At 34.7% G+C, this 23215-nt stretch carries 24 protein-coding genes and 2 pseudogenes; 20 read left to right on the forward strand and 6 right to left on the reverse strand.

The window, feature by feature from the left end; translation table 11 throughout:
- The first annotated feature begins 440 nt into the window (after nucleotides 1-440).
- The 6 genes from VK91_RS21720 to VK91_RS21740 all read left to right on the forward strand — a co-directional run bounded on the left by VK91_RS21720 (nucleotide 441) and on the right by VK91_RS21740 (nucleotide 5309).
- Nucleotides 441-1151, forward strand: a complete 711-nt coding sequence (locus tag VK91_RS21720; protein ID WP_048395830.1) for a cytochrome c biogenesis CcdA family protein — start codon at nucleotides 441-443, stop codon at nucleotides 1149-1151.
- Between the two features lie 38 nt (nucleotides 1152-1189).
- Nucleotides 1190-1723, forward strand: a complete 534-nt coding sequence (gene resA, locus VK91_RS21725; RefSeq protein ID WP_048395832.1) for a thiol-disulfide oxidoreductase ResA — start codon at nucleotides 1190-1192, stop codon at nucleotides 1721-1723.
- A gap of 31 nt (nucleotides 1724-1754) precedes the next feature.
- Nucleotides 1755-1937, forward strand: a complete 183-nt coding sequence (locus VK91_RS23380; protein ID WP_082148192.1) for a DUF1541 domain-containing protein — start codon at nucleotides 1755-1757, stop codon at nucleotides 1935-1937.
- 242 nt (nucleotides 1938-2179) lie between these two features.
- Nucleotides 2180-3058: a C39 family peptidase gene (locus VK91_RS21730; RefSeq protein WP_053075737.1), complete on the forward strand. Its 879-nt coding sequence runs from the start codon at nucleotides 2180-2182 to the stop codon at nucleotides 3056-3058.
- 50 nt (nucleotides 3059-3108) lie between these two features.
- A complete protein-coding gene (locus VK91_RS21735) occupies nucleotides 3109-3648 on the forward strand; it encodes a TVP38/TMEM64 family protein (RefSeq protein ID WP_048395835.1) in 540 nt (179 codons plus the stop codon).
- A 125-nt stretch (nucleotides 3649-3773) separates the two neighbouring features.
- A complete protein-coding gene (locus VK91_RS21740; RefSeq protein WP_048395838.1) occupies nucleotides 3774-5309 on the forward strand; it encodes a multicopper oxidase family protein in 1536 nt (511 codons plus the stop codon).
- Nucleotides 5310-5538: 229 nt separating this feature from the next.
- Here VK91_RS21740 and VK91_RS21745 read toward each other — a convergent pair whose 3' ends face one another.
- Nucleotides 5539-5868, reverse strand: coding sequence for a hypothetical protein (locus VK91_RS21745; RefSeq protein WP_048395840.1), 330 nt, complete (start codon nucleotides 5866-5868; stop codon nucleotides 5539-5541).
- 175 nt (nucleotides 5869-6043) lie between these two features.
- Complete coding sequence (locus tag VK91_RS21750) at nucleotides 6044-7471, reverse strand: serine hydrolase (RefSeq protein ID WP_048395842.1); 1428 nt, start codon at nucleotides 7469-7471, stop codon at nucleotides 6044-6046.
- A 559-nt stretch (nucleotides 7472-8030) separates the two neighbouring features.
- Between VK91_RS21750 and VK91_RS21755 the strand changes: the two genes are divergently transcribed.
- Nucleotides 8031-8525, forward strand: coding sequence for an NUDIX domain-containing protein (locus VK91_RS21755; RefSeq protein WP_048395844.1), 495 nt, complete (start codon nucleotides 8031-8033; stop codon nucleotides 8523-8525).
- 464 nt (nucleotides 8526-8989) lie between these two features.
- On the opposite strand, the gene VK91_RS22625 is transcribed toward VK91_RS21755, so the two are convergent.
- Complete coding sequence (locus tag VK91_RS22625; RefSeq protein ID WP_082148193.1) at nucleotides 8990-9136, reverse strand: YrzI family small protein; 147 nt, start codon at nucleotides 9134-9136, stop codon at nucleotides 8990-8992.
- Nucleotides 9137-9741: 605 nt separating this feature from the next.
- Here VK91_RS22625 and VK91_RS21760 point away from each other — a divergent pair.
- The 6 genes and pseudogenes from VK91_RS21760 to VK91_RS21785 all read left to right on the forward strand — a co-directional run bounded on the left by VK91_RS21760 (nucleotide 9742) and on the right by VK91_RS21785 (nucleotide 14063).
- Nucleotides 9742-10082 (forward strand): annotated as a pseudogene (locus VK91_RS21760) (NUDIX pyrophosphatase).
- 212 nt (nucleotides 10083-10294) lie between these two features.
- On the forward strand, nucleotides 10295-11242 hold the full coding sequence (locus tag VK91_RS21765; protein WP_048395846.1) for a YafY family protein: 948 nt from the start codon (nucleotides 10295-10297) through the stop codon (nucleotides 11240-11242).
- A 67-nt stretch (nucleotides 11243-11309) separates the two neighbouring features.
- On the forward strand, nucleotides 11310-11846 hold the full coding sequence (locus VK91_RS21770) for a DinB family protein (protein ID WP_048395847.1): 537 nt from the start codon (nucleotides 11310-11312) through the stop codon (nucleotides 11844-11846).
- Nucleotides 11847-11857: 11 nt separating this feature from the next.
- Complete coding sequence (locus tag VK91_RS21775; protein ID WP_048395849.1) at nucleotides 11858-12331, forward strand: EVE domain-containing protein; 474 nt, start codon at nucleotides 11858-11860, stop codon at nucleotides 12329-12331.
- Between the two features lie 133 nt (nucleotides 12332-12464).
- Nucleotides 12465-13221: pseudogene (locus VK91_RS23385) on the forward strand (alpha/beta fold hydrolase).
- On the forward strand, nucleotides 13218-14063 hold the full coding sequence (locus tag VK91_RS21785) for a DUF2785 domain-containing protein (RefSeq protein WP_048395851.1): 846 nt from the start codon (nucleotides 13218-13220) through the stop codon (nucleotides 14061-14063). The pseudogene VK91_RS23385 and the gene VK91_RS21785 overlap by 4 nt, the downstream one beginning before the upstream one ends.
- 476 nt (nucleotides 14064-14539) lie before the next feature.
- On the opposite strand, the gene VK91_RS21790 is transcribed toward VK91_RS21785, so the two are convergent.
- The 3 genes from VK91_RS21790 to VK91_RS22630 all read right to left on the reverse strand — a co-directional run bounded on the left by VK91_RS21790 (nucleotide 14540) and on the right by VK91_RS22630 (nucleotide 17356).
- Complete coding sequence (locus VK91_RS21790; protein WP_048395853.1) at nucleotides 14540-14881, reverse strand: hypothetical protein; 342 nt, start codon at nucleotides 14879-14881, stop codon at nucleotides 14540-14542.
- Between the two features lie 34 nt (nucleotides 14882-14915).
- Nucleotides 14916-15530: a DUF4879 domain-containing protein gene (locus VK91_RS21795; RefSeq protein ID WP_048395855.1), complete on the reverse strand. Its 615-nt coding sequence runs from the start codon at nucleotides 15528-15530 to the stop codon at nucleotides 14916-14918.
- An 839-nt stretch (nucleotides 15531-16369) separates the two neighbouring features.
- Nucleotides 16370-17356: a copper amine oxidase N-terminal domain-containing protein gene (locus tag VK91_RS22630; RefSeq protein ID WP_082148194.1), complete on the reverse strand. Its 987-nt coding sequence runs from the start codon at nucleotides 17354-17356 to the stop codon at nucleotides 16370-16372.
- Between the two features lie 609 nt (nucleotides 17357-17965).
- On the opposite strand from VK91_RS22630, the gene VK91_RS21805 reads away from it, so the two are divergent.
- The 7 genes from VK91_RS21805 to VK91_RS21835 all read left to right on the forward strand — a co-directional run bounded on the left by VK91_RS21805 (nucleotide 17966) and on the right by VK91_RS21835 (nucleotide 22762).
- Complete coding sequence (locus VK91_RS21805) at nucleotides 17966-18292, forward strand: helix-turn-helix transcriptional regulator (protein ID WP_048395856.1); 327 nt, start codon at nucleotides 17966-17968, stop codon at nucleotides 18290-18292.
- On the forward strand, nucleotides 18285-19343 hold the full coding sequence (gene arsB / locus VK91_RS21810; protein ID WP_048395857.1) for an ACR3 family arsenite efflux transporter: 1059 nt from the start codon (nucleotides 18285-18287) through the stop codon (nucleotides 19341-19343). The genes VK91_RS21805 and arsB overlap by 8 nt, the downstream gene beginning before the upstream one ends.
- A 12-nt stretch (nucleotides 19344-19355) precedes the next feature.
- Nucleotides 19356-19772 (forward strand): arsenate reductase (thioredoxin), encoded by a 417-nt coding sequence (gene arsC, locus VK91_RS21815; protein ID WP_048395859.1) that lies wholly within the window; start codon nucleotides 19356-19358, stop codon nucleotides 19770-19772.
- Between the two features lie 45 nt (nucleotides 19773-19817).
- Entirely contained in the window at nucleotides 19818-20039 is a 222-nt protein-coding gene (locus VK91_RS21820) for a hypothetical protein (protein WP_048395860.1), read from the forward strand.
- A 96-nt stretch (nucleotides 20040-20135) separates the two neighbouring features.
- On the forward strand, nucleotides 20136-21491 hold the full coding sequence (locus tag VK91_RS21825) for an NAD(P)-binding domain-containing protein (RefSeq protein ID WP_048395861.1): 1356 nt from the start codon (nucleotides 20136-20138) through the stop codon (nucleotides 21489-21491).
- 57 nt (nucleotides 21492-21548) lie between these two features.
- Nucleotides 21549-22031 carry a GNAT family N-acetyltransferase gene (locus VK91_RS21830; RefSeq protein ID WP_048395864.1) on the forward strand — a complete coding sequence of 161 codons (483 nt, stop codon included), beginning with the start codon at nucleotides 21549-21551 and terminating at the stop codon, nucleotides 22029-22031.
- 257 nt (nucleotides 22032-22288) lie between these two features.
- Nucleotides 22289-22762 carry a DinB family protein gene (locus VK91_RS21835; RefSeq protein WP_048395866.1) on the forward strand — a complete coding sequence of 158 codons (474 nt, stop codon included), beginning with the start codon at nucleotides 22289-22291 and terminating at the stop codon, nucleotides 22760-22762.
- The last annotated feature ends 453 nt before the right edge of the window (nucleotides 22763-23215 follow it).

Below are 23215 nucleotides of genomic sequence, written 5' to 3' on the forward strand. Positions count from 1 at the left end.
TACTTCAATACTCCCAGACAATACACGTAAAATAACCATAGCAAGAACCGACTTTTCAATAATTGTCATCATCCTTTATAGAAAATTTAATATAATTCCATCATGAATAGAATAATAGATTTTTGTTTTAATGAAATACTAAAGTCAATATATGTATGATTCGTATCTAATATTCTTGTTAGATTATGCTTTAATCCTTAGACTAGGAATATAATTAAAGATTTTTCCAATGTTTAGAATTAGCATAATAAATGAGCTGTGTTTCTAAAGTTGAAACACGGCTCATTTTTTATTTTTAATCCCTATTTAGATTAATGAAAAATTAGAAAGCTATCAAAAAAATTCTAATTCTTATATCACGCTGCATATGCATATATTCTCCATATTTATAGTCTATACTTTATTTTCAAATGGACTATAGAAAGGTTGAGTGAGCGTATTTGTTAGAGCAATTAAATTTACTTCTTGCATTTGGTGCTGGATTATTATCATTTTTATCACCTTGTTCATTACCATTGTATCCAGCTTTTCTATCTTATGTAACAGGAATATCCTTTAATGAACTAAAAGAAGAAAAAGGGATTTTGAGACGAAAATCTCTGATACATACCCTGCTTTTTTTACTTGGTTTTTCTATTATTTTTATGGCACTAGGTTTTTCAACTTCTTTTATCGGACAGATTTTTATTCAGTATAAAGAGTTCCTAAGACAAATTGGAGCAATTATCATGGTCTTTTTTGGATTAGTTATTCTAGGTTTTTTTAAAATCGATATTTTACAATCTGAAAAAAAGATTCATTTTAAAAAAAGGCCCAAAGGATATTTTGGTTCCGTACTTATTGGTATGGGTTTTGCAGCTGGATGGACACCTTGTACTGGACCAATTCTTGCAGGAGTAATAGCTTTAGGTGTGTCTGATCCTGGGAAGGGTATGTTGTACATGCTATTTTATGTGCTAGGTTTCTCTATACCTTTCCTAATAATGTCTTTATTTATCGGAAAAATGAAGTTTCTTCAAAGAAAAAATGGACTATTTATGAAAATAGGTGGTGCAATAATGATTGTGATGGGGGTTTTATTATACTTTGATATGATGACTAAAATTATTGCGTTTTTAACACCGATTTTTGGAGGATTTACTGGTTTCTAGTTTTACATATATAAGAAAGGAAGGAGCCTAACTTCATTATGGATAAAAAAAAGAGAAGATTTCTTATGCGTTCAATTATATTAATTATATTATTTGGGGCAATATTCTTCACAGTCTATACAACTTTAACGCAAGATAAAAATGAAGTATTAAAAATAGGGGACGATGCTCCAAATTTTACTCTAGTTGATATGCATGGTGATAAACATAATTTGGAGGAATACAAAGGAAAAGGTGTCTTTTTAAACTTTTGGGGTACTTGGTGCAAACCTTGCGAAAGAGAATTTCCAATTATAGATAGATATTATAATGATTATAAAGAAAAGGGTATACAGGTATTAGCTATAAATATAGCAGAATCCGACTTCGTGGTTCAAAATTATATTGACCGAAAAGGTCTAACTTTTCCGGTTTTAATAGATAAAAATAAAAGTGTAATGGAAGCATATAATATCAATCCATTACCAACGACTATTCTTATTAATTCTGAGGGGAAAATAGAAAAAATAATCACTGGAGAAATGAAAGAACAAGATATAAAGAATTATATGGAACTAATTCTACCAGACTAAATAATGATTCTTAATATCACTAAAGTCAATTTTGGGTAATTCAAAAATTGTTACATTGCATGTGCAGCGAAGACAAAATGAAGGAGATGGAAGAGGAATCAATTCCGCAGAAGAAACAACTGTGTATATGGTTAACTACACTTCTACTTCTGGTGTAAAAGTAACAATTCATAAATGGCTAACGGAAAGTGATGATCTACTCCGTAAAAATTAAATACTTAGAGATGTTCGACGAGTCAAATCAATTTTGACAAATGGAACATCTTTTTTTATGTAGAAATTCTAAAAATCCATTTTAATTTTAATCCATAATTTCTCCATAATTATTCGTTATATTCATTTTGAATCATGTAATAATAACGGGAGGAGGTATGGGGCATTAGAAAGTGGGGAATTATTTTCACTTTAGGATTATTAGCAGTTATTTTAGAGGGTTGTACAAATGAAAATACAAACTTGAATACCATAACAGTGTTAACCGTTGAATTTTTTAGTGGAGATCCACTTAATGATCTATATGCGGTGTTACTTAATGAAGAAGGGAAAGAAATAGATTCAACAATTAGTTTGAATAAAGGTGAGGCTCAATTTAATAATTTGCAACCGAATGAAACCTATACAGTAAAAGTAGGGAATCCAAACAATTTTACAACAGGAATGTATTTAACAGAGAAAAAATTTACGTATACGTCATCTACACAATCTATATTAGTGCAAACATATGCAGTAAATCATAATAAAGGATTTGGAGTTCCTGTAATTCTACAAAATCCTGAATTACCAAATGGGTGTGAAATAACTACTCTTACAGCAGTACTTAATTACTATGGTGCTGAAACATCTAAATTAGAAATGGATCAAAATTATTTACCTAAACAATCGTTTGAATACAAAATGAAAAAAAAATATGGGTCAAATCCTAATCAAGCATATGGCGGCGAGCCAAGCAATCTAGAAACGGGTACATATGTTTTTGCAGAACCAATTGTCAAAGCAGCTAAAAATTTTATCACCGAGAGAAAGTTAGATTTACATGCAAAAAATCGTAGTGGAAGTACAATAAAAGAAATAACAAATTATATTAGACAGGGAATACCAGTTATTATATGGGTAACATTAGACCTCTCACCACCAAAGGTTAAAGGGGGATGGATTATGGAAGAAGCAGGTGAGTACCATCAAATGTATCAAAATTTACATACAATGGTACTATTATCTGTGGGAAATACGACTGTGGAAGTAATGGATCCACGTAAGGGATTGATAACATTGGATAAGGGAGCATTTTTTAATAGCTATGAAGCATTAGGCGAACAGGCAGTTGTTGTTTATTAACAATAGTTCATTATATGCAAGTAATAGGTTAAAAAAGATAGCGTTTAATCATGGAAGAAAAATTACTTCAATTACTTGAACAATCTGGATTATTTGCAATTTTGGTAAGTTTAATGATAAATACTTTGGTTAGTATTATAGGTGTACTACCAAGTGTTTTTGTTACAGCTACTAACCTTGTGTTTTTTGGCGTATTCAACGGTTTGTTGATTTCTATTATCGGTGAATCACTTGGTGCAGTTATTAGCTTTATTTTATATAGAAAAGGAATCAATAAATGGAAAAGACCGTTCGTATTACACCCTAAACTTTTAAAATTAAAGGAGTTGGAAGGGTCTGGTGCATTTTGGATAATTGTCAGTTTAAGGATTTTACCTTTTATGTCATCAGGTCTTGTGACTTTTACTAGTGCATTTTCTAAGGTGTCTTTAGGCACATTTGCGCTTGCTAGTACTATTGGAAAAATACCAGCCTTAATCTTTGAAGCAGGAGCCGTATATGGTTTTATGCAAGTAAATTTAATAGGGAAAATTGTAATAAGTATCTTATTAATGTCAATTATCATTTTGATTTGGAAAGTTAAGAAGTAAAAAAAGTCATATCAAAGTTTTCTTAGATAGAGTGGTTAATACTTGTCTTATTTAATTACAAATCCATAATTTCTCCATACTTCTTTGTTATAGTGCCTATGTAAAGAATAAAAGGAGGAAACATAATGAAATCTAAACTTTTGATTGCTTCATTATTGGTAGGCGCTATTATAATTGGGGGATGTAGTGCGGGTAATTCGGAATCTAATAATAATTCAAATATGGACCATTCTACTATGTCTGGTATGGACCATTCCAATATGAGTGATGAAGAAATGAAAAACATGGAGGGTATGGATAATAAAGATAATAGCATGGAAAATGGTCATGCGAGTCATAACAATCCATTAGCATTAAATAATTCAACTGGGGAAAATGAGCTTGCGCTTCCACCTATTATTGAACCTAAAAATGGAATTGTTGATATTACTGCCCAACAAGGAACGACAGAAATCTTTAAGGGAACTAAAACAGAGACATATGGATATAATGGTTCCTTTTTAGGGCCAATCATTCGTATTTATAAAGATCAAACGGTAACGTTTAGAACTAAAAATGACTTATCTGAACCAACAACATTTCACTGGCATGGATTAGAAATCCCCGGAAATGGTGATGGAGGTCCACACCAAGTCTTAGAGCCAGCTGTAACAGAAGATGTAAATTTTACAGTTAATCAAGGAGCATCTACGCTGTGGTTCCATCCACATCCAGAAGGTGCTACAGCAGAGCAAGTATATAAAGGTTTAGCTGGCTTAATTTATATTGATGATGAAAATTCGCAAAAAATCAATTTACCGAATGAGTATGGTGTGAATGATTTTCCGTTAGTATTCCAAGATAGACAATTTACTGAAGAAAAGCAATTAAATTATCAAGCAGTCCTTAATGAGGATGGTACAATAGGAGATACTTTGTTAATTAATGGTACTTTGAATCCTAAACTTACTGTCGGTAAAGAAAAAATAAGACTTCGATTATTAAACGGTTCTAATGCTCGTAATTATACGTTTAAATTGAATAATGGAGCTACATTCCAACAAATTGCTACTGATGGAGGTTTCTTAAATCAACCAACTGATATGAAAGAAATTACCTTAACACCAGGTGAGCGAGCAGAGGTAATAGTGGATTTTTCAAAGATGGATGACAAAACTGATATAGCATTAATAAATGAAGAAGGAATTACCCTTTTACCATTTAAAATTGAACAAAAAGCTGCAAGTACAAGTAACATTGCACAAAAATTAAATGATTTTGGTGTTACGGAAGAGGAAAAAACCTTACCAGTTACAAAGAAACTTGAACTTTTTGGTATGGGCACAATGGTTTCAATCAATGGTTCACAGTTTGATATGAATCGCATTGATTTCACTCAAAAACAGGGAGATACTGAAATTTGGGAAATTTATAATAAACCTGATATGATGGGTGGCATGACACATCCTTTCCACATACATGGCACTCAATTTAAAATCGTGTCGATTGATGGGAAAGAACCTCCTTTAAATTTAAAAGGGTGGAAGGATACGGTTTCAGTTGAAGCTGGTCAAACAGTTAAATTAGCAGTGAAGTTCAATAATAAGGGCATTTACATGTTCCATTGCCATGTCCTTGAACATGAAGAAAATGGGATGATGGGTCAAGTTGAAGTAAAATAAAATAGTTTAAAAACCTCCATATATTTGGAGGTTTTTTAGATGTCATTCAAGAGTGGATTTTAAACGACTTAAAACACCAGATAAAGCCATTTCGAGCCATTTAAATGCTTTCTGTTGCTTTAAAGACTTCTAGGATACGACCTTTTTGTAACTTAACAATTAAATAAGCTACCATTAGTCTGAAAACTAATAGTAGCTAATTGTACAACTTCAAGCATCTGTCATATTTTTATTCTTTAATCAATTGCTTAAGCTGATTGTATTTTTCAACCATTTCATTTAGATTCTGAGTTCGAGTATCCTTTTCTCTTAGAGTAAGATAATCATGTGCACTTACAACTACTTCATTAATGAATTCATTTTCTTCACAAACTCCTTTTAACCGACTTTTCATACTATTTTTTGAAGAAAAAACCACTAAATTATTTCGTTTATTTATAATTTTTTCTAAGGTCCATTCAATGTTATTCTTAGATAAATTAGTTTCTGATATTAGGATTAAAAAGAGTTTTTCCAGTTGATCCTGTCCAATAAAGTGGGAGGTGATTTTGTAAAACATGTACCATACTACTTCTTTGTAAAAGGACCGTATTTCCATTCCCAATGCTTACAGTAGCAGACTTAAATGTTGCAGTTGCAGTTTCAATTTCTGCTGCAGTAGCAGGTTTATTAAGCATACCGATAATTTTATATTTTATTACTTAACATTATGATTATCTTGGGAGCGAGGTATTTTATCGGTGAGTGTATACAAACCATGTAATGCTGGCTGTTAATAATGCTGACGAAATCAACACTGTAAGAATACTATATGTTTGCCAAATAAGTATTGTTGACCAATCGATAGCATAGCACAGTATACCAAGGACAATCGTAGCCATCAGGAAAATAACTGTTATGATTATTCTCTTTTTTGTCATTGGCTGTCTCTTATTCATTTTCTTTTTTCGTAATCCTAAGAGAAATAGCAGAACAGCCAATAGGCAAAGAATAATAGTGATAGACGACAAAATGATATCCAAAAGCTGTGTGCCACTTATTTCATATGACTGAGTTAGATTGCCGTCTAATATATCTTTAACTTTTAGTACCAAGTTTATATTGGTATTTGCGCCGTTGCTCAGCAAGCAGATGGCTGTTCTGTCATTTAGCAGTATGGCTACTTCGGTTCGGAAATTTGGATTGCCCCCAGTGTGTTCGATAATTGTTTGGTCGGCGTTTACCGACCAGCCTGCCGCATAATACATATCCTTGACAGCCGAGACAGACATATCACCCCTATGTGATTTTTCGATAACCGTGTGAAATATTTCGGGTATGTCCTGCACAATACCCATCTGTATGCCCATCCAACGTGTCATATCTTTTGTATTAGAAATGATGTAGCCTGCGGGTTTGTTCCCAGCATAATCCGGAGCTTTAAATGGAGTTGTCATAAAAAAGGAAGAACGGTAGCCTTGTGCCAACTGTCCAGTGGCTTGGGCATCTTCTTTATAAACATACGTCTGGTGAAGACCTAACGGCTGAAATACTTGTTCCTTCATAAAGTCTTCATAGCTTTGTTGCGACACAATCTCAATAACCAAACCCAATACGTCATAATTAACGGTTCCATAGTTATACTGTTCACCAGGAGGGAACGCCAATTCAGCATCTACGAGCATTTCCACAGTCTTTTGCAACATATCCGGTGTATTGCCTTGAGGAATATTTTGAGTATGCCTAATATTTGTTAGACCACTGGTATGGTGAAGAAAGTTATTTAGTGTAAGGCTTTGCGTATCAACAGGTTTTCCTTGATACTTTAACGTAAACCAAGGTAAATATTTTTGCACAGGGTCAGTCATTGAGAGCAGCCCTTGCTCTTCCAACAGCATAATACCCATACCAGTAAAAGCTTTACTGACAGAAGCTAACTCATAGAGTGTATTTTCACTTGCAGTCAACCCCTTTTCACGGTCAGCATACCCTGAAGAAAAGTAGAACACTTCATCATCGACAATTATTGAGATTGAAATTCCCGGCACACCTGATATACGAGAGGCATCATCTAGCAACGCTTGTATTGCCGCAGATTTCGAATCTGACAGTGCATAACTTTGTGTTGTGGATCCTAAGAATAATATAAATATCATTAATACAACAACAATAATCTTTTTCATAAACACTCCTTTTTGAAAAATTATAAGAGAATAATATAAATAACCTACTTTTACAACTACTAAACTAAATTATAACTTATCTTTCTATTCACCTTTATAATATTAAGTAAAATGTGAAGAGTTACATTTAACGAACAGATACGTTAGTTCAATAAGAAAAACGATCTTCAACAAAAGGGTGCATTCTGTAATAAGGATCAGCGCTTGTTTGCATTAAAGGGCCAGATTGTGGAATACAAGTTGTAAAACAATCAAGAAATCTATTACCATGAGGGAGGCTTTGCTGATAAGACTTTTAAATCTACTAGATGACGAGAACTCGAATAAGAGTCAGAAGCCTCATTCTTTTAAACGGACCAATATGCAAATTCCAAATATATTCTATTGGCATAAGAATGGTTACTCGTAATATATTCTACAATTGATGCAACATAAAAAACGTATATTTACCACGTTTTAAAATCTATTTCCAGTTTGTTGTATAAGAGGGATTTTTGAAACAGTGTAGAAAGTTAATATTAGGTGATAAATTGCATTTAACAGGAGATGGGATAGATATATGCAGACGATTTTTGTAGACTGGGGTGGAAATAATGTGAAGCTAACTTGGATGCCTCGAATGAAATTAACAGAATCTTTAATAGTGACGAGTGTTCATGCAGTGTGCTTTAGAGATGGGAAAGTGTTATTATCACAAATAAAAAATCGAGGGTTTAATTATCCAGGTGGACACGTAGAGATTGGGGAGAACGTAGAAGAAGCTATACTACGCGAAACATATGAAGAGGGGTATGTAAAGGGAACAATTAAATACATAGGTTCAATTGAAGTAAGCCATAAAGAAAATCTGTCTTTTGATTCAAGTGGAAAATATCCATTGATTGCTTATCAGGCATTTTTTAGAATGGATGTTACCGAATGCTTACCTTTTCTCCGAGAACATGAATCATCTGCTCGAATTTGGGTAGAACCCTCTGAAATATCATTTGTAATTAATGACCATAAACTTTCAAAATTAATCTTAGACGATGCGTTAACCTTTTGTTCTTCTTAAACTAACGTGTGCTTTAATTTAATAACAACGATCTTCAACAATCGGACTCTTTCCTGGAAAAAGGAAAGCTCATTTTTCAGTTTAAGGGCTATTTAATTGAATAACGCTTTTAAAGGAATTATGTGAAAATTAGGTTAGTTGGAAAAGTAATGTATTTAACTAACTGGGAAGGTTAATGTAATAAGGATTTAATGATTTTCTAAGCAAGAAGGATTATCACTGTGTAGTCTGGAATAGTTAGTTTATAAGTTTCTTTTTAACTTAATTAACATTGCGATTGGAGTAAGCAACCCGTCCTAGATTAGAACGGGTTAGCTCAACTGAGATTATAAAATTAGCTATATTATCACTTTATATTACTTCATCTGGTGGTTGTGTCTTTCTCCAGCCATAAAACTGCATGACGTCTTTTGATCATATAAAACATTTCAATTCCCACCTTTCAAGTTTTTTAATTAACAAAATTAATATTGACGAATACGAATATAATCGTCAATTTTTTTTCGGTTCTCTTCAAAGATTTTTTTCACATATTCATCATGAAGTGCTTTCTCAAGAGAGACCTTACGTTTTGTAATAGTTATCGTGAGCGCAAAAAAGTTTAACATCATTTATTATCACCTCCTTAAATTGTCATGAAAAATGAAAAAAACCGTAGAGAGACTCCTCTACGGCGAAAAAAGGCACAAAAATACCGCAGGGGCACACTTCTCCCTGCGGTATGGGTATGCTTATTTACAAAAAAAACCTTAAGCGATCCATTCCGATGCGGTCGAATGTGTGATTTTCATTTTTAATGAAGTTGTAGCTACCAATGACATCAATTTAACGATAACGATCATTTTATTCGACCTCCTTAAGAATTTTTTGTTTACTTTGTAAGTATATCTAAATTTAAGTTGTTTGTAAACATCTTTTACAAAGCTTTCCTAATTATTGAAGTGTGAGCTGTTATGGATGCTACGATACATGGGGGAATCCAAATCCAGTAATTTCTACAGGGATATAATTACAAAATGAATAAGTATTAGCAGATCATAAAGTATGGTATCCCAACTATAAATACGAATACGAAAGAAAATTACAGTTTTGGGTGGTGGCCATTCTGTTATTGCTAGCACTTGCGGAATTACAAGTAGAGAATTCTGCAACAAAGCTAGTGTGGAATGCGTAAAAAGTCTGTAGAAAAAGCCTATAGGTCGAAGAAAAAGATGCTTTGGCCAGCACATGGCGCACTCGGTGTTTACTTTCACGGGTTGAATATGCAATTTTTAAGAGAAGTGATTATGGATATTGGCAGGGATTAGCTGGTGCTGAAGAAGAGGGTGAGACTCCTACTAAACGAGAAGCATTTGAAGAAGCTGGCTTTACAAGAGATTATCATATTGCATTAGATTCTAGTTCTTCACTAGCAGTAGAAAATGTAGTTGGGAATTTCCTTTGGGGACAAGACGTTTAAGTATTAAAAGAATTTTCATTTGGTGTTAAAGTTCCTACAAAAGATATATCATTATCCAAAGAGCATGTTTTGAAGAGGCAGTAACACTTTTGAAATAGGATAGCAATAAAACGGCGTTATGGGAGGTTATTAAATCTGATTAACACCAAACATATGAAAGAAAATATTTAAGCTAAAACGGGTGCTTTGCTTGAAGAACACGGAGTTGCATAGGCAGCTCATTTTTAGGAATACAGCTTCAATATTGCTTGCTGTTATTCAATTATCGGGCAAGTACTGTAATAGAATGCAGAAATTGTGGAGGAAAAAAATGAATAAAACGGAGAGGCAGCTTGCGATCACGCTTGAATTACAGCGAAGCAAAACATTGAGAGCAGAAGATTTAGCTTCTCAATTTGAGACAAGTGTACGTACGATATATAGGGATATTCAAGCACTAAGTGAGGCTGGGGTTCCCATTTTAGGTGCCCCTGGTCAGGGTTATTCCTTAATGGAAGGATATTTTCTACCCCCGGTTAGGTTCACAGCAGAAGAGGCCGTCTCCCTGCTCATGGGAGCTGATTTTATCGAGCAAAGGTTGGATACAGATTATGGTATTAATGCAAGGTCCGCTAAACGCAAAATCGAGGCTACTTTGTCGGAGTCAGTTCGTAATGAGTCAAGGCTTGTTCGGGAAACAATGCGACTGCTTCATATAGGTGAGCAGTCAACTGAAGAGCTGGTAAAAACGTATCTTAATCAAGTTCGCGATGCAATTTTGAAACAGTGCAAAATCAGTTTTATGTATATTAAAAAAATGCCAGAAACAGATGGGAATCGGAAAAATAAACGTGTGGTCTCTCCATATGGATTAACACTTGTCCATGAAAATTGGGTTTTACTAGCATACTGTGATATGAGGCAAGAAATGCGACATTTCCGTTTGTCCCGGATGTCCGACCTTTCTGTGTTGGAAGATCAATTTCTTCTACCAAATGATTTTGACCTAAGTAGCTATCGGCCACCTGACAATCGAGATGAAAGAATAATAATGAGGGCAAACCCCGAAATTGCCGACAAAATCATTGAGGCAGTTAATTTTTATATTGAATCCATTGAGGAGCGGAATGAGGAGGTAATCTTTCAATTTCGTGTTCGGTATCCAGAGGAACTATTACAGCATTTACTTGGCTGGGGCGGAGATATCGAGGTGATTGAGCCGAAGTCTTTACGCTTCAAGATTCGGGAAGTAGCGAAAAAAATTCTAGAACACTACTGACATACACCTGTCAGTAGTGTTCTTTTATACTGTGACTATACCAAGATGAAGAGGAGCTGCTTGAAGGATGAAAAGTACAACGGAAGTATTGAAGTCATTTGAACTTACAGTAGAAAGATATTTGGCAGAACTGACAAAACTCAATATGGATAAAATACATAGAAAGCTGAATGAAGAAGATTGGTCCATAGGACAGATGTATGTACATTTAATTCAATCAGCTTTCATGCATCTACATAATGTCGAGCAATGTTTAGCTGGTAGCGAATCGACATTCAACCCAACGAAGGAAAAAACTGAGCAGGGTAAGATTGTTTTTAAACTAGAACAATTTCCTGCTGTTCGTATTAAGGTCCCTGCTTCGCCAAACTATACTCCGCAACCACCAGAGAGCATGGAGCATTTGGTAGAAGGACTTCACAGTGTAGTGGAACGGATGAGGAATACGGAATCAGTTCTACTTCAAGTGCCTGTAAGTAACAAGATACTTCATCCGGCGTTCGGTGCTTTAAACGCGCAGGAATGGTTTATGTTGATTGAAATGCATTACAGACATCATTTTTTACAACTGGATCGGTTGAAAAGTTTAGCATTTGAAGAGTAGGGGGATGCATCATGTCGAATATAACAAGTCAGAAAAGCAGATATTGGATTGGCGTTGTATCCGCTTCTCATGTGAATTTAGCCATAGAAGGTGGTTTTGCACAGTTATGTCACGGTAAGGCAGCACCTTTGCGTAAAATGTCTCCAGGTGATTGGCTGATATACTATTCCCCTCGCACAGACATGTCCAAAGGGAAGCCAGTTCAAGCATTTACTGCTATTGGTCAGGTTACGGATAACGGTGCTTACAAACATCAAGTGTCGGAGTCGTTTGTGCCATTTCGCAGAGATATGCGTTATATTCCTTGTCGAGAAGTTAAGATTGCACTGTTGTTAAACCAGCTCACTTTTACGCGTGGAAATCGCAATTGGGGGTTACCATTCCGTCGAGGTCATTTTGAAATTGGAGCTGAAGATTTTATGACAATCGTTACTTCGATGTTAGATGGTGAGGAACAGGCGTTATCCGAGTTCCTAAAACACTGATTACAAGTTGTGAACAGTTTCACTTAAACTAACGGAGGACTTTAGCAAATTATTACTGCGTTACATAAAAAGTCCTTTATTTATATTGTAGAAAGAATAATGTAAAGCTTATAATTTAATTAGGTGATTAAAAGTGACGATACAACATAAAAAGTTAATCAATGTTTATGATAGGCGTATACTGTTCAATAAATATCGTAAAAATACACCCAGCGTAATCTTTATTGCAAGGTTAGGCGATAGCCATGAAACATGGAAAAAAGTACAAGACCGAATATCGGATGAAACATCTACCTTGTCCTATGACAGGGCAAGTATTGGCAGGAGTCAGGACGTAGCTGTCTCGCGAACTTGCTGTGATCTTGTTGAGGAGCTCTCCGAATTGGTGCAAGCGCTTGACGTGGAAAAGCCTTATATATTAGTAGGCCATTCCTTTTGTGGTTTGGTCGCCAGATTGTATACCAGTCTTTATCCGTAGGACATCTGTGGTATGGTTTTGGTTGACGCTGCACCGGAATATAAAGAACTTGCCTATGAAAAGGTTCTACCAGAAAATCTACTTGCAGGAAATAGGGAATATTTCGAGAATCCTATGTTGAATAGTGAGAAAATTGATAAAATACAGAGTTATAAGCAAATTGCTGATTATTCAAAAGAAAGTGACATCCCTCTCTCAATTATTACAAGAGGTTTACCCGATAATTATGAAGATGGATGGCCCTCTCTAGAAATATTAAAAATTGAACAAAGTCTACAAGCCAGAATTCCAACGGCTGTCAACGTCAAGTAAGTTCCGGATTGCTAATCGTAGTGGACATTATATACATCATGATGAGCCTGATATTGTAATAGAAGAGATTTTATTCATGTTAAAGGGGATGGGAAAGTGAGCGATATAAGGTTAAAACTTATGGAAGATTTACAAAGAATTGAGGAGAATGAGTATCAGTTAGGCGAAAGTGAGCAGCATCAAGATTTCTTACCTTTGTTACTCCAATATATTGGCGATCCTCATCCAGAATTGCGGGATAATTTGATTTATCCGATGTTTTATATGTGGATTAAGGAAGAGAATAGGTTCAGTGAAGAGGAGTTGCGTAGTCTCTTAACTGTTCTGACTGATGAGAACCACTTGTTCTATAATATTGGCAGCGAGGATGATCAATCAGTTTTTACAAGGACGTTTTCTGCCTTGCCTATCGCTTTGATTATACAACACCACAGAAAGAATCCATTTTTAAATCAAGAAGAAATTGAGCAATTAATGCAAGTAATGTTACGTTATTACAAAGAAGAGAAAGATCTGCGGGGTTACCTTTCAGTAGGAGGCTGGGCTCACAGCGCGTCTCACGGTGCAGATGTTTTTGTTGAGTTGGTGCAGTGCGAGGAGAGCAGCGTTGCAATGCTGCGTGAGGTTCTTGTCGCTATTTCTGGCAAGCTACATAATGGAATACATATTTTTAGTGATGAGGATGATGAGCGGTTAGTCAATATCGTGGATACGATGATTCACAAAGAATTACTTCCACATCAAGAAATTGCTGATTGGATTAGCTGCTTAGCGCAATGCTGCAATTTGCCGAGAAATCGCAGTCAGGTGATTGCTCGTGTGAACAGCAAGAATTTTTTACGCAGTCTCTATTTCAGAAGGGGACAAGATAGCCTAGGGAATGAGCTTAATACTGCCATACTTGGCACTGAGGCAAAATTAAACAGGTTTTCTATCAGTTAAAGGATTAAGGGGTTGTCCCCATCCATAGGAATTGGCTGAGAGATTCCCTGGTTTATTCCGCCATTAAACGCTTTGATTCCCTAAAATATATAATGAGCATGTTTTGATTAATCATTTATTAAAACATGCTTTTTCATTTTCCTGTTTATTTTCACAGACATCTCCATTATCTTCTCCAACTAAAAGAACGGTTGTATTTTCTTGTGAATTGGAAATAATAGCTAAATATTCTTGACCACTTAAACTTTCTATACCACAATATGTCGCAATGTTTATTCCAGTAATATCAAAAACTGCTCTTACCGACGTAAATATTGAAGCCTAAAGCCTAATAAAAATAAGTGTAGGGTTTCTAATCGAATAACGATTTTCAAAAATCGAGCGCTTTCTCGGAAAACTAAAATAGTGTCTTTGCCTAAAAGGCATTAACAAGAAAGGAGAAATCCTTTTCGTTAATGCCTTTTATATTACTTAGCTTAAATGGATCTTTTATAAGCACTCATTGTCGAGGTATATTGGAATATTTTAGGGTTAACTAGTCCATCACGCAAATCCATCATCCCTAATTGTCCCATTTTGTTTAGTAAAGGAATCAACCAACTACCACTTGGAGCACCTTGTAGCACTTTAATTTGATCAGAAGATAACTTTGCAACTTTACTAGTATCAATCGGTTCTTTTGCATTTTCTATAGTTTCTTGAAAAGCTTTCAAATCAGTTTTATACATATTCTCGCCCGTTTGTTCAGTAAAACCTTTATATCCGTAAGCTCCTTGAAGGATAGTTAACCTTATACTCATATCTTCCATAGAAACCATCTTTAAATACACCTCTCTTCATAGTATTCCTACATTATAAATGTGGAATATTTATCGTTCTTTCAATGGTATTCCAAGGGGAATTTTGTGAAGTTGATCTAAACTTATATAAAGCAGAAGCCCCACTTGAAATTTTTAAGTCTGAATTAAAAGTTACTGTATGATAGAACGCATCTATAATTTTGTCATTATTAAAATCTATAGCAGCTTCATTAAGTTTATAATCACGATTTTGATATGTAATACGCTCATCATCTAACCATTGATTTTCACTTCCATAGCCAACTTCCATAACTGCTACAGTAACAGTTCCTGAAACTGCATGAGAAGTTTGCTGCATGCCAATATCCTCAGTTACTTGATTGCTTGTTCCAACTTGAGATACTACTTTGTCAATATAAACAGATGTTAAAGGTGGTGCTGGACCTCTTAGAACGGGACTATTTTGACTGTTTTTTAATTCCTCTTTAATTTTAGCAGCCTCATCTGAAGTAACTAATGTAACAGTCCAATCAGGATGTTTTGTTTTTAAATCTTCAATTAATGGATCTACAGCAATCTGATCTTTTTCTATCTCTGAAGCCTCAGCTGTATTTAGCCCCAGCAAACCGCTTGCTAAAATTCCTACAGTTAGTAAATATTTCTTCATATACAACTTCTCCTTTTACATTATTTGTAACACATTATAATTATCGGATAATAAATCGGATGTTTAACACTATTTTCCAAAATAGATAATTATTAATTAAATGCCCCTTCAGAAAAACCAAGTAGTACCCATGTAATGAATCATTAAACTCGACCAAAACTTTCGATTCCAAAGGTTACACTGCAGCTTCTGAAATGCTGATTGCCAGCATGTGTCTATAACAATGTGATAGGGGAGTAGTTGTAGTTGCTACATTACTTATCAATATCTTTTATATTAGATATAACCGCCAAAACTTTCAGTATCCCACTCATGAATAGCATTTTAATCCATCTCCAGAACCTTTTCCATATAAATAATGGTAGCTTCAATCTTCTCATGTCCAAGTGATTTCATAATTTTATAAATATCGGCACCATTCAAATGTGAATAGTTTAAAAAACTAATATTATAAATCTATTTATAATATTAGAATTTAATATACCTTAAGAACACATATGTATTCCTGTGATAAAGTGCTCAAAACTTTCAAAGTTAATTACAAAAAATTAACACTCTGGTGTTCTGATACGAATTGAAATATTGTTTAGTGAATAATGATATGTCTCAATTTTTCTCATAGAGTAGTTTTCAAAAAAAGGTATTTAATACAGGATGGATACTAGTAGAGAAGCTTACAATTTCGGATTTTTTGTGAATAAGAGAGATTCAAAGAAATGATACTTCGTATAAAATACGGAAATATAATATCTAAAATATGGTCATATTATCCAAACTAATTCAATAAAAAAGATGTAGCCTTAGGAGCTACACCTTCCTTCGTTGCAAAAATTTTAATGCTATTTGTAATTCGAAAAAACAACATTATACGTTATTAATGTATTATCTGGCATTTTTAAGATAAGGGTTGCATTTTGATTAGTATCTATTTTATTAGTTGGAAAAAAGGAGGTATGATTCTCATTATATGATGGATCATTTGGCCAACTTGTTGTTCTTTGAACACCCAAAGATATAGTGCTTGATGGATAAATATAGTTATCTCCTTGTTTTAAAACAATATTTATTGGGTTAAATATTACATCAATTGAATTACCATATGTCTCAATTGTAAAATCAATACTTTTTGATTGCTTATATATATCAACCCATTTTTTAGCTTCTGAAAAAGACAAAGTTTCATTTTTATTAGTTTTTAATGCGGCTACAGATAGAACAGTTAAATATGGAGTATTAATATTAACAATAGGTTGATAATACTTTAGTCCAAATCCATCTGATGCTACAGGAACTATATATTTTTTTCTTATATCGTGGAGGTGATATACACCTTTATTCCCTTCTTGAATTGCTTCTTTAATCTCTGCGTCTGTAATGTTCAAAAAATTCCTATTTCCCTCTTGTTTGGGAATTTCTACCTTTACTGAGATAGTCTTATCATTTTGCTCGATTGTAGCGGTTAAAGTTTTATTATCCCATTTAACGTTAGCACCTAGAGCTTCACTAATAAATCTTAAAGGTACTAAAGTTGTGCCATTTCTAATTTGAGCAGGAACATCGATAGAAACTGCTTGTCCGTTTATTACAGCTGTTTTCGTTCCTAGTTTTAATGAAATGTTAGTTGTATCTTTAGTTGCAGAAATGGTTTTTGTATTTTGATTCCATATTACAGTTGCTCCTAATTCTTCAAAGATTGAACGTAATGGGACTAACGTACGATTGTCAATCATTTTCCCACCAGTGATAGTAACGACACTTTGTGCACTAACCGTATTTGTAGAAATTAAAATGAGTGCAAATAAAATATATGAAACTATTTTTTTCATTTAGAATTTTCCCCCTTTAAATATGATTATAAGGGATATTAATGGAGATTTACCATTTTTAAATTATTTTTGAAAATTTTATGTTCGTCTTAACTTTTAATGTTTACTTTTTAATTTTCATAATTAAAAAGATGCAGCAATTATTCTAAAAGCAGTTGGAAAATAAGCGTATTATCATAACTTAATAATATTGGTTTTAAACTTAATTTGGAATTTCAATTGTTCAACCTGGCGTATCGATTCTGGAGATCTCAAATTCAATGAAACAAATTATCCTGGCAACTGATGCTGATTTAAAAGATACGTATGGCTTACGCTTAACATATTATTTTAGCAATTAAGTGGATAGTCTGCTCTCTTTGTTCTAATCTATATGAATTTCTATTATTTCTCTCTTTAGCGAATTAAAAAAGGGACTCTCCAATTGTTAATGGAAACTCCCGTTAAGAGCAGCACTTAGCTCAAATTGGGTAAAAATCTGTTGCAATTCAAAACATTAAATCATAATATAAGAATATAGTTATATATGGATTAATTCACCTTTCTTTAACGAGGTGATTTTATTTAAAATAATATATAAGCAAATAATTATATAAGGAGTGCAGATAAATGGAAAATACACTAATTGAAAAACAATTAAAAGCAGCTGCAGATTTAAATCGGATTAAATTACTTGCATGCATGAAGAATGGGGAGGTATGTGTATGTGATTTTGTAGATGTTCTCGGAATATCGCAACCAGCTGTTAGTCAACATTTACGAAAATTAAAGGAGGCAGGCATTATTACGGAACGAAAAGTAGGGACTTGGAAACATTACCGTTTAGTAGAGGATCAAACGCCATTGATGAAGGGCATCTTAGAACAAATTCAGCCTTTAAAGGGTTGTAACTGTGGCACAGATTGTTGCCATGTAGGGGGAAATATAAATGAGTAATGACTCTTTAACCAAGCAGCTTTCCTTTCTAGATCGTTACCTTACCTTATGGATATTTGTTGCTATGGGAATAGGTGTTTTATTAAGTTTGACAATGCCTAATATTGGAGAAGCATTAGAGGCCATGTCTATTGGCACAACATCCATACCGATTGCTATCGGGTTAATTGTCATGATGTACCCACCATTAGCGAAAGTAAAGTATGAAGAAATGTGGCGTGTGTTTAAGGATTGGAAAGTGCTATTACTATCACTTTTACAAAACTGGTTACTAGGCCCGTTCCTTATGTTCTTTTTAGCGATTATCTTCTTACGCAATTATCCAGAATATATGGCTGGACTCATTATGATTGGCTTAGCTCGATGTATTGCAATGGTCATTGTGTGGAATGATTTAGCGCGTGGAGACCGTGAATATGTAGCTGGTTTAGTTGCGTTTAACTCCATCTTTCAAATCGTGACTTATTCAATTTTTGCTTACTTTTTCTTAAATGTATTACCTGGTTGGTTTGGTTTAGAGAATTTCCATGTATCCATTTCTATGTGGGAGATTACTAAGAGCGTACTTATATACTTAGGTATCCCGTTTGCTGCAGGGTTCCTTACACGATGGATAGGGATTAAAGCAAAAGGGAAACAGTGGTATGAGGAAAAGTTCTTACCGAAGATTTCACCACTGACTCTAATTGCACTGCTGTTCACGATTGTGATGATGTTTGCCTTAAAAGGTGAGCAATTAGTAGAACTGCCAATTGATGTAGTGCGAATTGCTATTCCATTATTTATTTACTTTGTGATCATGTTTGCTGTGTCATTCTTCTCTTCCCGTAAAGTTGGAGCATCTTATCCTGTCACAGCAGCTCTTTCTTTTACAGCTGCAAGTAACAATTTTGAGCTAGCGATTGCGGTTGCAGTTGGTGTGTTTGGCCTGCATAGTGGCGTGGCATTTGCTGCTGTTATTGGTCCACTTGTAGAAGTACCTGTTCTCATAGGACTTGTATGGGTTGCCCTACGTTGGCAGAAAAAATACTTTAAAACCATTAAATTATAAGGAGCAATTACTATGACAAATACACTTTATTTCTTATGTACAGGAAACTCATGTCGAAGTCAGATGGCTGAAGGATGGGCAAAGAAATTACTACCTACCAATTGGACAGTTAAAAGTGCGGGTATTGAAGCAAATGGTGTAAACCCGAATGCTATAAAAGCGATGGCCGAGGTAGGCATCGATATTTCGAATCATACATCAGATGTAATTGATACTGAGACATTAAACAGTGCAACGTTAGTTGTCACGTTATGTGGGGATGCAGCAGATAAATGCCCGATGACACCTCCTCACGTACGTCGTGAGCATTGGGGATTTGAAGATCCTGCGAAAGCGACAGGTACAGATGAAGAAAAATGGATTGTATTCCAAACTGTACGTGATGCAATTGGAAAACGGATTGAGCAATTTGTAGCTGAGCAGCTGTAATACTTCTGTTAGCAATTATTCAATCTGTTGAATGGAGGATTAAAAATGACAGTAAATCATGCTAGCGTATTAACAAAAGATTATTTTATCGCCTATTTAAAGTTAATTATGAATAGTAGAGACTACACTTTGAAACAGGCTAAAGAGTTCGCTTTTGATTTCTTCTTTAAAGGAGATATGGATCGTTACGGCACTTCGACATGTTTGCAATTTGAAAAAGCCATAAAAGAAATTGATAAAACAATGTGTGAAATTGAAATTTTTTAATTACAAAGTTTACAACGTCTAGCTAACTGCTAGGCGTAAAAAATATATTTTATATAAGGGAATGCTTATATAGAGAAAATAGAGGAGAAATTAATGATGAAAACACTTAAAATAATCAACCAAAATGGATCTTGTTGTACTACTACTAAGGATATTGAAGTACAGGAGAGTGTTAATAACTCCAATAAGAATTTACCGATTGTCATAATTGGTGCAGGTCCCATTGGATTAGCTACAGCTGCTCATTTAGTGGAACAAAATCAAGCATTTATTTTACTTGAGGCTGGGCGTGAAATAGCACACAATATTCGTACATGGGGGCATGTTACACTATTTTCACCATGGCAATATAACATCAATAAAGCTGCTAGGGCTTTATTAGATGCCTCCGGTTGGGAAGAACCTAATTTAGATAAGTTACCGACAGGGCATGAATTAATTGATCTATATTTAAAACCTTTGTCTGAGCTAGTACGAATAAAGCCTCACATTCAATTGAACGCAAAAGTAGTCGGGATTTCACGACAATTGAATGATAAGATGAAGACAAAAAATCGAGCAGATCAGTCCTTTATTATTTATATAGAACAAGAGAATGACATTCGTGTGATTGAGGCTAGAGCAGTTATTGATGCGACGGGTACATGGGGGAATCCAAACCCAGCAAATTCTACTGGTGTATGGCTGCAGAATGAAAAAGCATTAGCAGATCACACTGAGTATGGTATCCCAGAAATTAATACGAATACTAAAAGATATGCTAATAAGAAAATTGCAGTTATTGGTGGTGGCCATTCAGCGATCAATACCTTATTAGCTTTGGCTGAATTACAGAGAGAAAACCCTGCAACAAAGCTAGTATGGATTATGCGTAAAGGAACTGTAGAAGAAGCCTATGGTGGTGAAGAAAAGGATGCATTGGCAGCACGTGGCGCACTCGGTATTCGCATTCACGAATTAGTAGACACAGGTAAGGTTGAAGTAATAACACCTTTTTATATCTCCCAGGTGAAGAAAGAAGAGAACATCCATATTGTTGGTACTATAAACGGAGAACCAAAAGTATTAACAGGATTTGAAGAGCTTGTTGTCAATGCGGGAAATCGACCAGACCTATCAATTAACAGCGAATTACGCCTTTCGATTGACTCAGCAACAGAAAGTGTGCAAGCATTAGCGCCACTAATTGATCCTAATGAGCATAGTTGTGGCACAGTACGAGCGCATGGTGAAGAAATACTACGTCAACCTGAAAAGGACTTCTATATTGTCGGAGCTAAAAGTTATGGACGTGCACCCACATTTTTAATGGCAACAGGCTATGAACAGGTTCGTTCCATAACAGCTTATTTATCAGGAGATGAAGAAGCTTCAAAACGTGTGGAATTGGAGTTACCTGAAACAGGTGTATGCGGTATAAATCTTACTGATCCATCAAATTCATGTTGTTAAAAATTTGACTGTTAGCGCAAGCTAGCAGTCCTTTTAAAATACTAAGGGGGAAATGGGATGGCCACACTAATTATTCGTAAAATGGAAAAGAAGGATTTAAAAGAGGTATTAAATATTTATAAAGAGGGAATCGAAACAGGGATGGCAACCTTTGAAACAATTGTGCCAAGTGAACTGGTATGGGATGAAAGACACCATGCGACCTTGCGTTTTGTTGCAGAAGAACACAATAGAGTGGTTGGTTGGATTGGCATTTCACCCGTCTCTACACGCTCCGTCTATTCTGGAGTTGGAGAAGTTAGTGTTTATATATCGAGTGAAAGTAAAGGGAAAGGTATTGCCTCTAAGCTATTTAAAGTACTAATTGAAGAGAGTGAAAAGGAGGGGTTTTGGACACTCCAATCATCCATCTTTGCGATCAATTCATCAAGTATCCTATTACATAAAAAGATGGGCTTTCGAATTGTTGGTACAAGAGAAAAAATTGCTCAATTAGATGGGATATGGCATGATACAGTTTTAATGGAAAGAAGAATGTAACTTCGAAATAAAGTTACGTGTGCAAGATTCACAAATTAGAATAAAGTAAATTCATGGGTAGCCATTTATAAGCGATCTTAGACATATTTTAGGTATTCCGTTAAAGTGTACGATTGTTCAATAGAACAGTCGCTTTATACTAACGGAGCAGGTTATTTTAATAAATTTTCGTAAAATTCAAGGATTCTTACCCAATAAAAAAGAATATATATTTATTAAAATTTTAAAAAGCGTTACTTGAGAAAGGAGATACTGAATTGGAGGATTTAATAAAGGAGTACAGCTTAGGATACACAATGATTTGGGATGCCATCGAAGGATTAACAGAGGAGGAGCTTCGATACAAACCCGCACCAAACAATTGGAGCATTCATCAAATTCTCATACATGTAACGGATTCCGAGATTTCAGCCACACCTAGGCTAAAAAAAGTATTGGCAGAGGATGAGCCAATACTGGTCTCATTTGACCAAGATGCATGGGCGAATACCTTGAGTTATGACTTATTGGACCGTGAACAGTATTTGCATCTTTTCAAATTGTTACGTACTAGTATGCAGCCTATTTTGGACAATCTAACGAGTGAACAAAGCAGGCGAGTGGGGATGTACATAGATCAGGAACGATTCACATTTAAGCAATTACTTGAATTTCGCGTACAACATGTTCGCGACCACCTTGATCAAATTGAACGGGTAAAGAATTCATATCGAGAGAAACAACCAAATTAAACCTATTTAAACCACAGCAAAGAGGGAACAACATGTGCTTTTTATAACGGGTTAAATTAAAGAGTATTCTTCGAAGATATGTAATGAACAAACATAGAAAACTGGCTTGAATGGTAATCGCTATGAACTAGGGGGACGGAAAAAGGGTTTTTAATAATGAAATTTCTTACATGGGGTGTAATTGGAGCTGCTATCTTGGGTAATAACAAGAGGTTGCAAAGTGGAAATCTTAAGCAATTCACAAAAAATATATCGAACAAATTAAATTTACAGAACACACAACAAATGATGTAACCTCTACAACAAATGGCACAACCAATGCAGCAAATGACTCAGCCTTTCTGAATAAAGTATGTACTTATTGAACAATCGGGCGCTTTTCTGAAAAAAGGAAAGCGTCTTTCTTCATGAAAAGGGCCCAATTATTGAAAAACATTTTTTTATGAAAGGCTC

The organism is Lysinibacillus sp. LK3 (genome assembly GCF_001043675.1).
GTDB classification, from domain to species: domain Bacteria; phylum Bacillota; class Bacilli; order Bacillales_A; family Planococcaceae; genus Lysinibacillus; species Lysinibacillus capsici.

Excerpts from the sequence above, each read along its gene's own strand:
- resA (WP_048395832.1), top strand. The coding sequence starts at position 1,190 with ATGGATAAAAAAAAGAGAAGATTTCTTATGCGTTCAATTATATTAATT.
- VK91_RS21735 (WP_048395835.1), top strand. The coding sequence starts at position 3,109 with ATGGAAGAAAAATTACTTCAATTACTTGAACAATCTGGATTATTTGCA.
- VK91_RS21740 (WP_048395838.1), top strand. The coding sequence starts at position 3,774 with ATGAAATCTAAACTTTTGATTGCTTCATTATTGGTAGGCGCTATTATA.
- VK91_RS21745 (WP_048395840.1), bottom strand. The coding sequence starts at position 5,868 with ATGTTTTACAAAATCACCTCCCACTTTATTGGACAGGATCAACTGGAA.
- VK91_RS21750 (WP_048395842.1), bottom strand. The coding sequence starts at position 7,471 with ATGAAAAAGATTATTGTTGTTGTATTAATGATATTTATATTATTCTTA.
- VK91_RS21755 (WP_048395844.1), top strand. The coding sequence starts at position 8,031 with ATGCAGACGATTTTTGTAGACTGGGGTGGAAATAATGTGAAGCTAACT.
- VK91_RS22625 (WP_082148193.1), bottom strand. The coding sequence starts at position 9,136 with ATGATGTTAAACTTTTTTGCGCTCACGATAACTATTACAAAACGTAAG.
- VK91_RS21765 (WP_048395846.1), top strand. The coding sequence starts at position 10,295 with ATGAATAAAACGGAGAGGCAGCTTGCGATCACGCTTGAATTACAGCGA.
- VK91_RS21770 (WP_048395847.1), top strand. The coding sequence starts at position 11,310 with ATGAAAAGTACAACGGAAGTATTGAAGTCATTTGAACTTACAGTAGAA.
- VK91_RS21775 (WP_048395849.1), top strand. The coding sequence starts at position 11,858 with ATGTCGAATATAACAAGTCAGAAAAGCAGATATTGGATTGGCGTTGTA.
- VK91_RS21790 (WP_048395853.1), bottom strand. The coding sequence starts at position 14,881 with ATGGTTTCTATGGAAGATATGAGTATAAGGTTAACTATCCTTCAAGGA.
- VK91_RS21795 (WP_048395855.1), bottom strand. The coding sequence starts at position 15,530 with ATGAAGAAATATTTACTAACTGTAGGAATTTTAGCAAGCGGTTTGCTG.
- VK91_RS22630 (WP_082148194.1), bottom strand. The coding sequence starts at position 17,356 with ATGAAAAAAATAGTTTCATATATTTTATTTGCACTCATTTTAATTTCT.
- VK91_RS21805 (WP_048395856.1), top strand. The coding sequence starts at position 17,966 with ATGGAAAATACACTAATTGAAAAACAATTAAAAGCAGCTGCAGATTTA.
- arsB (WP_048395857.1), top strand. The coding sequence starts at position 18,285 with ATGAGTAATGACTCTTTAACCAAGCAGCTTTCCTTTCTAGATCGTTAC.
- arsC (WP_048395859.1), top strand. The coding sequence starts at position 19,356 with ATGACAAATACACTTTATTTCTTATGTACAGGAAACTCATGTCGAAGT.
- VK91_RS21820 (WP_048395860.1), top strand. The coding sequence starts at position 19,818 with ATGACAGTAAATCATGCTAGCGTATTAACAAAAGATTATTTTATCGCC.
- VK91_RS21825 (WP_048395861.1), top strand. The coding sequence starts at position 20,136 with ATGAAAACACTTAAAATAATCAACCAAAATGGATCTTGTTGTACTACT.
- VK91_RS21830 (WP_048395864.1), top strand. The coding sequence starts at position 21,549 with ATGGCCACACTAATTATTCGTAAAATGGAAAAGAAGGATTTAAAAGAG.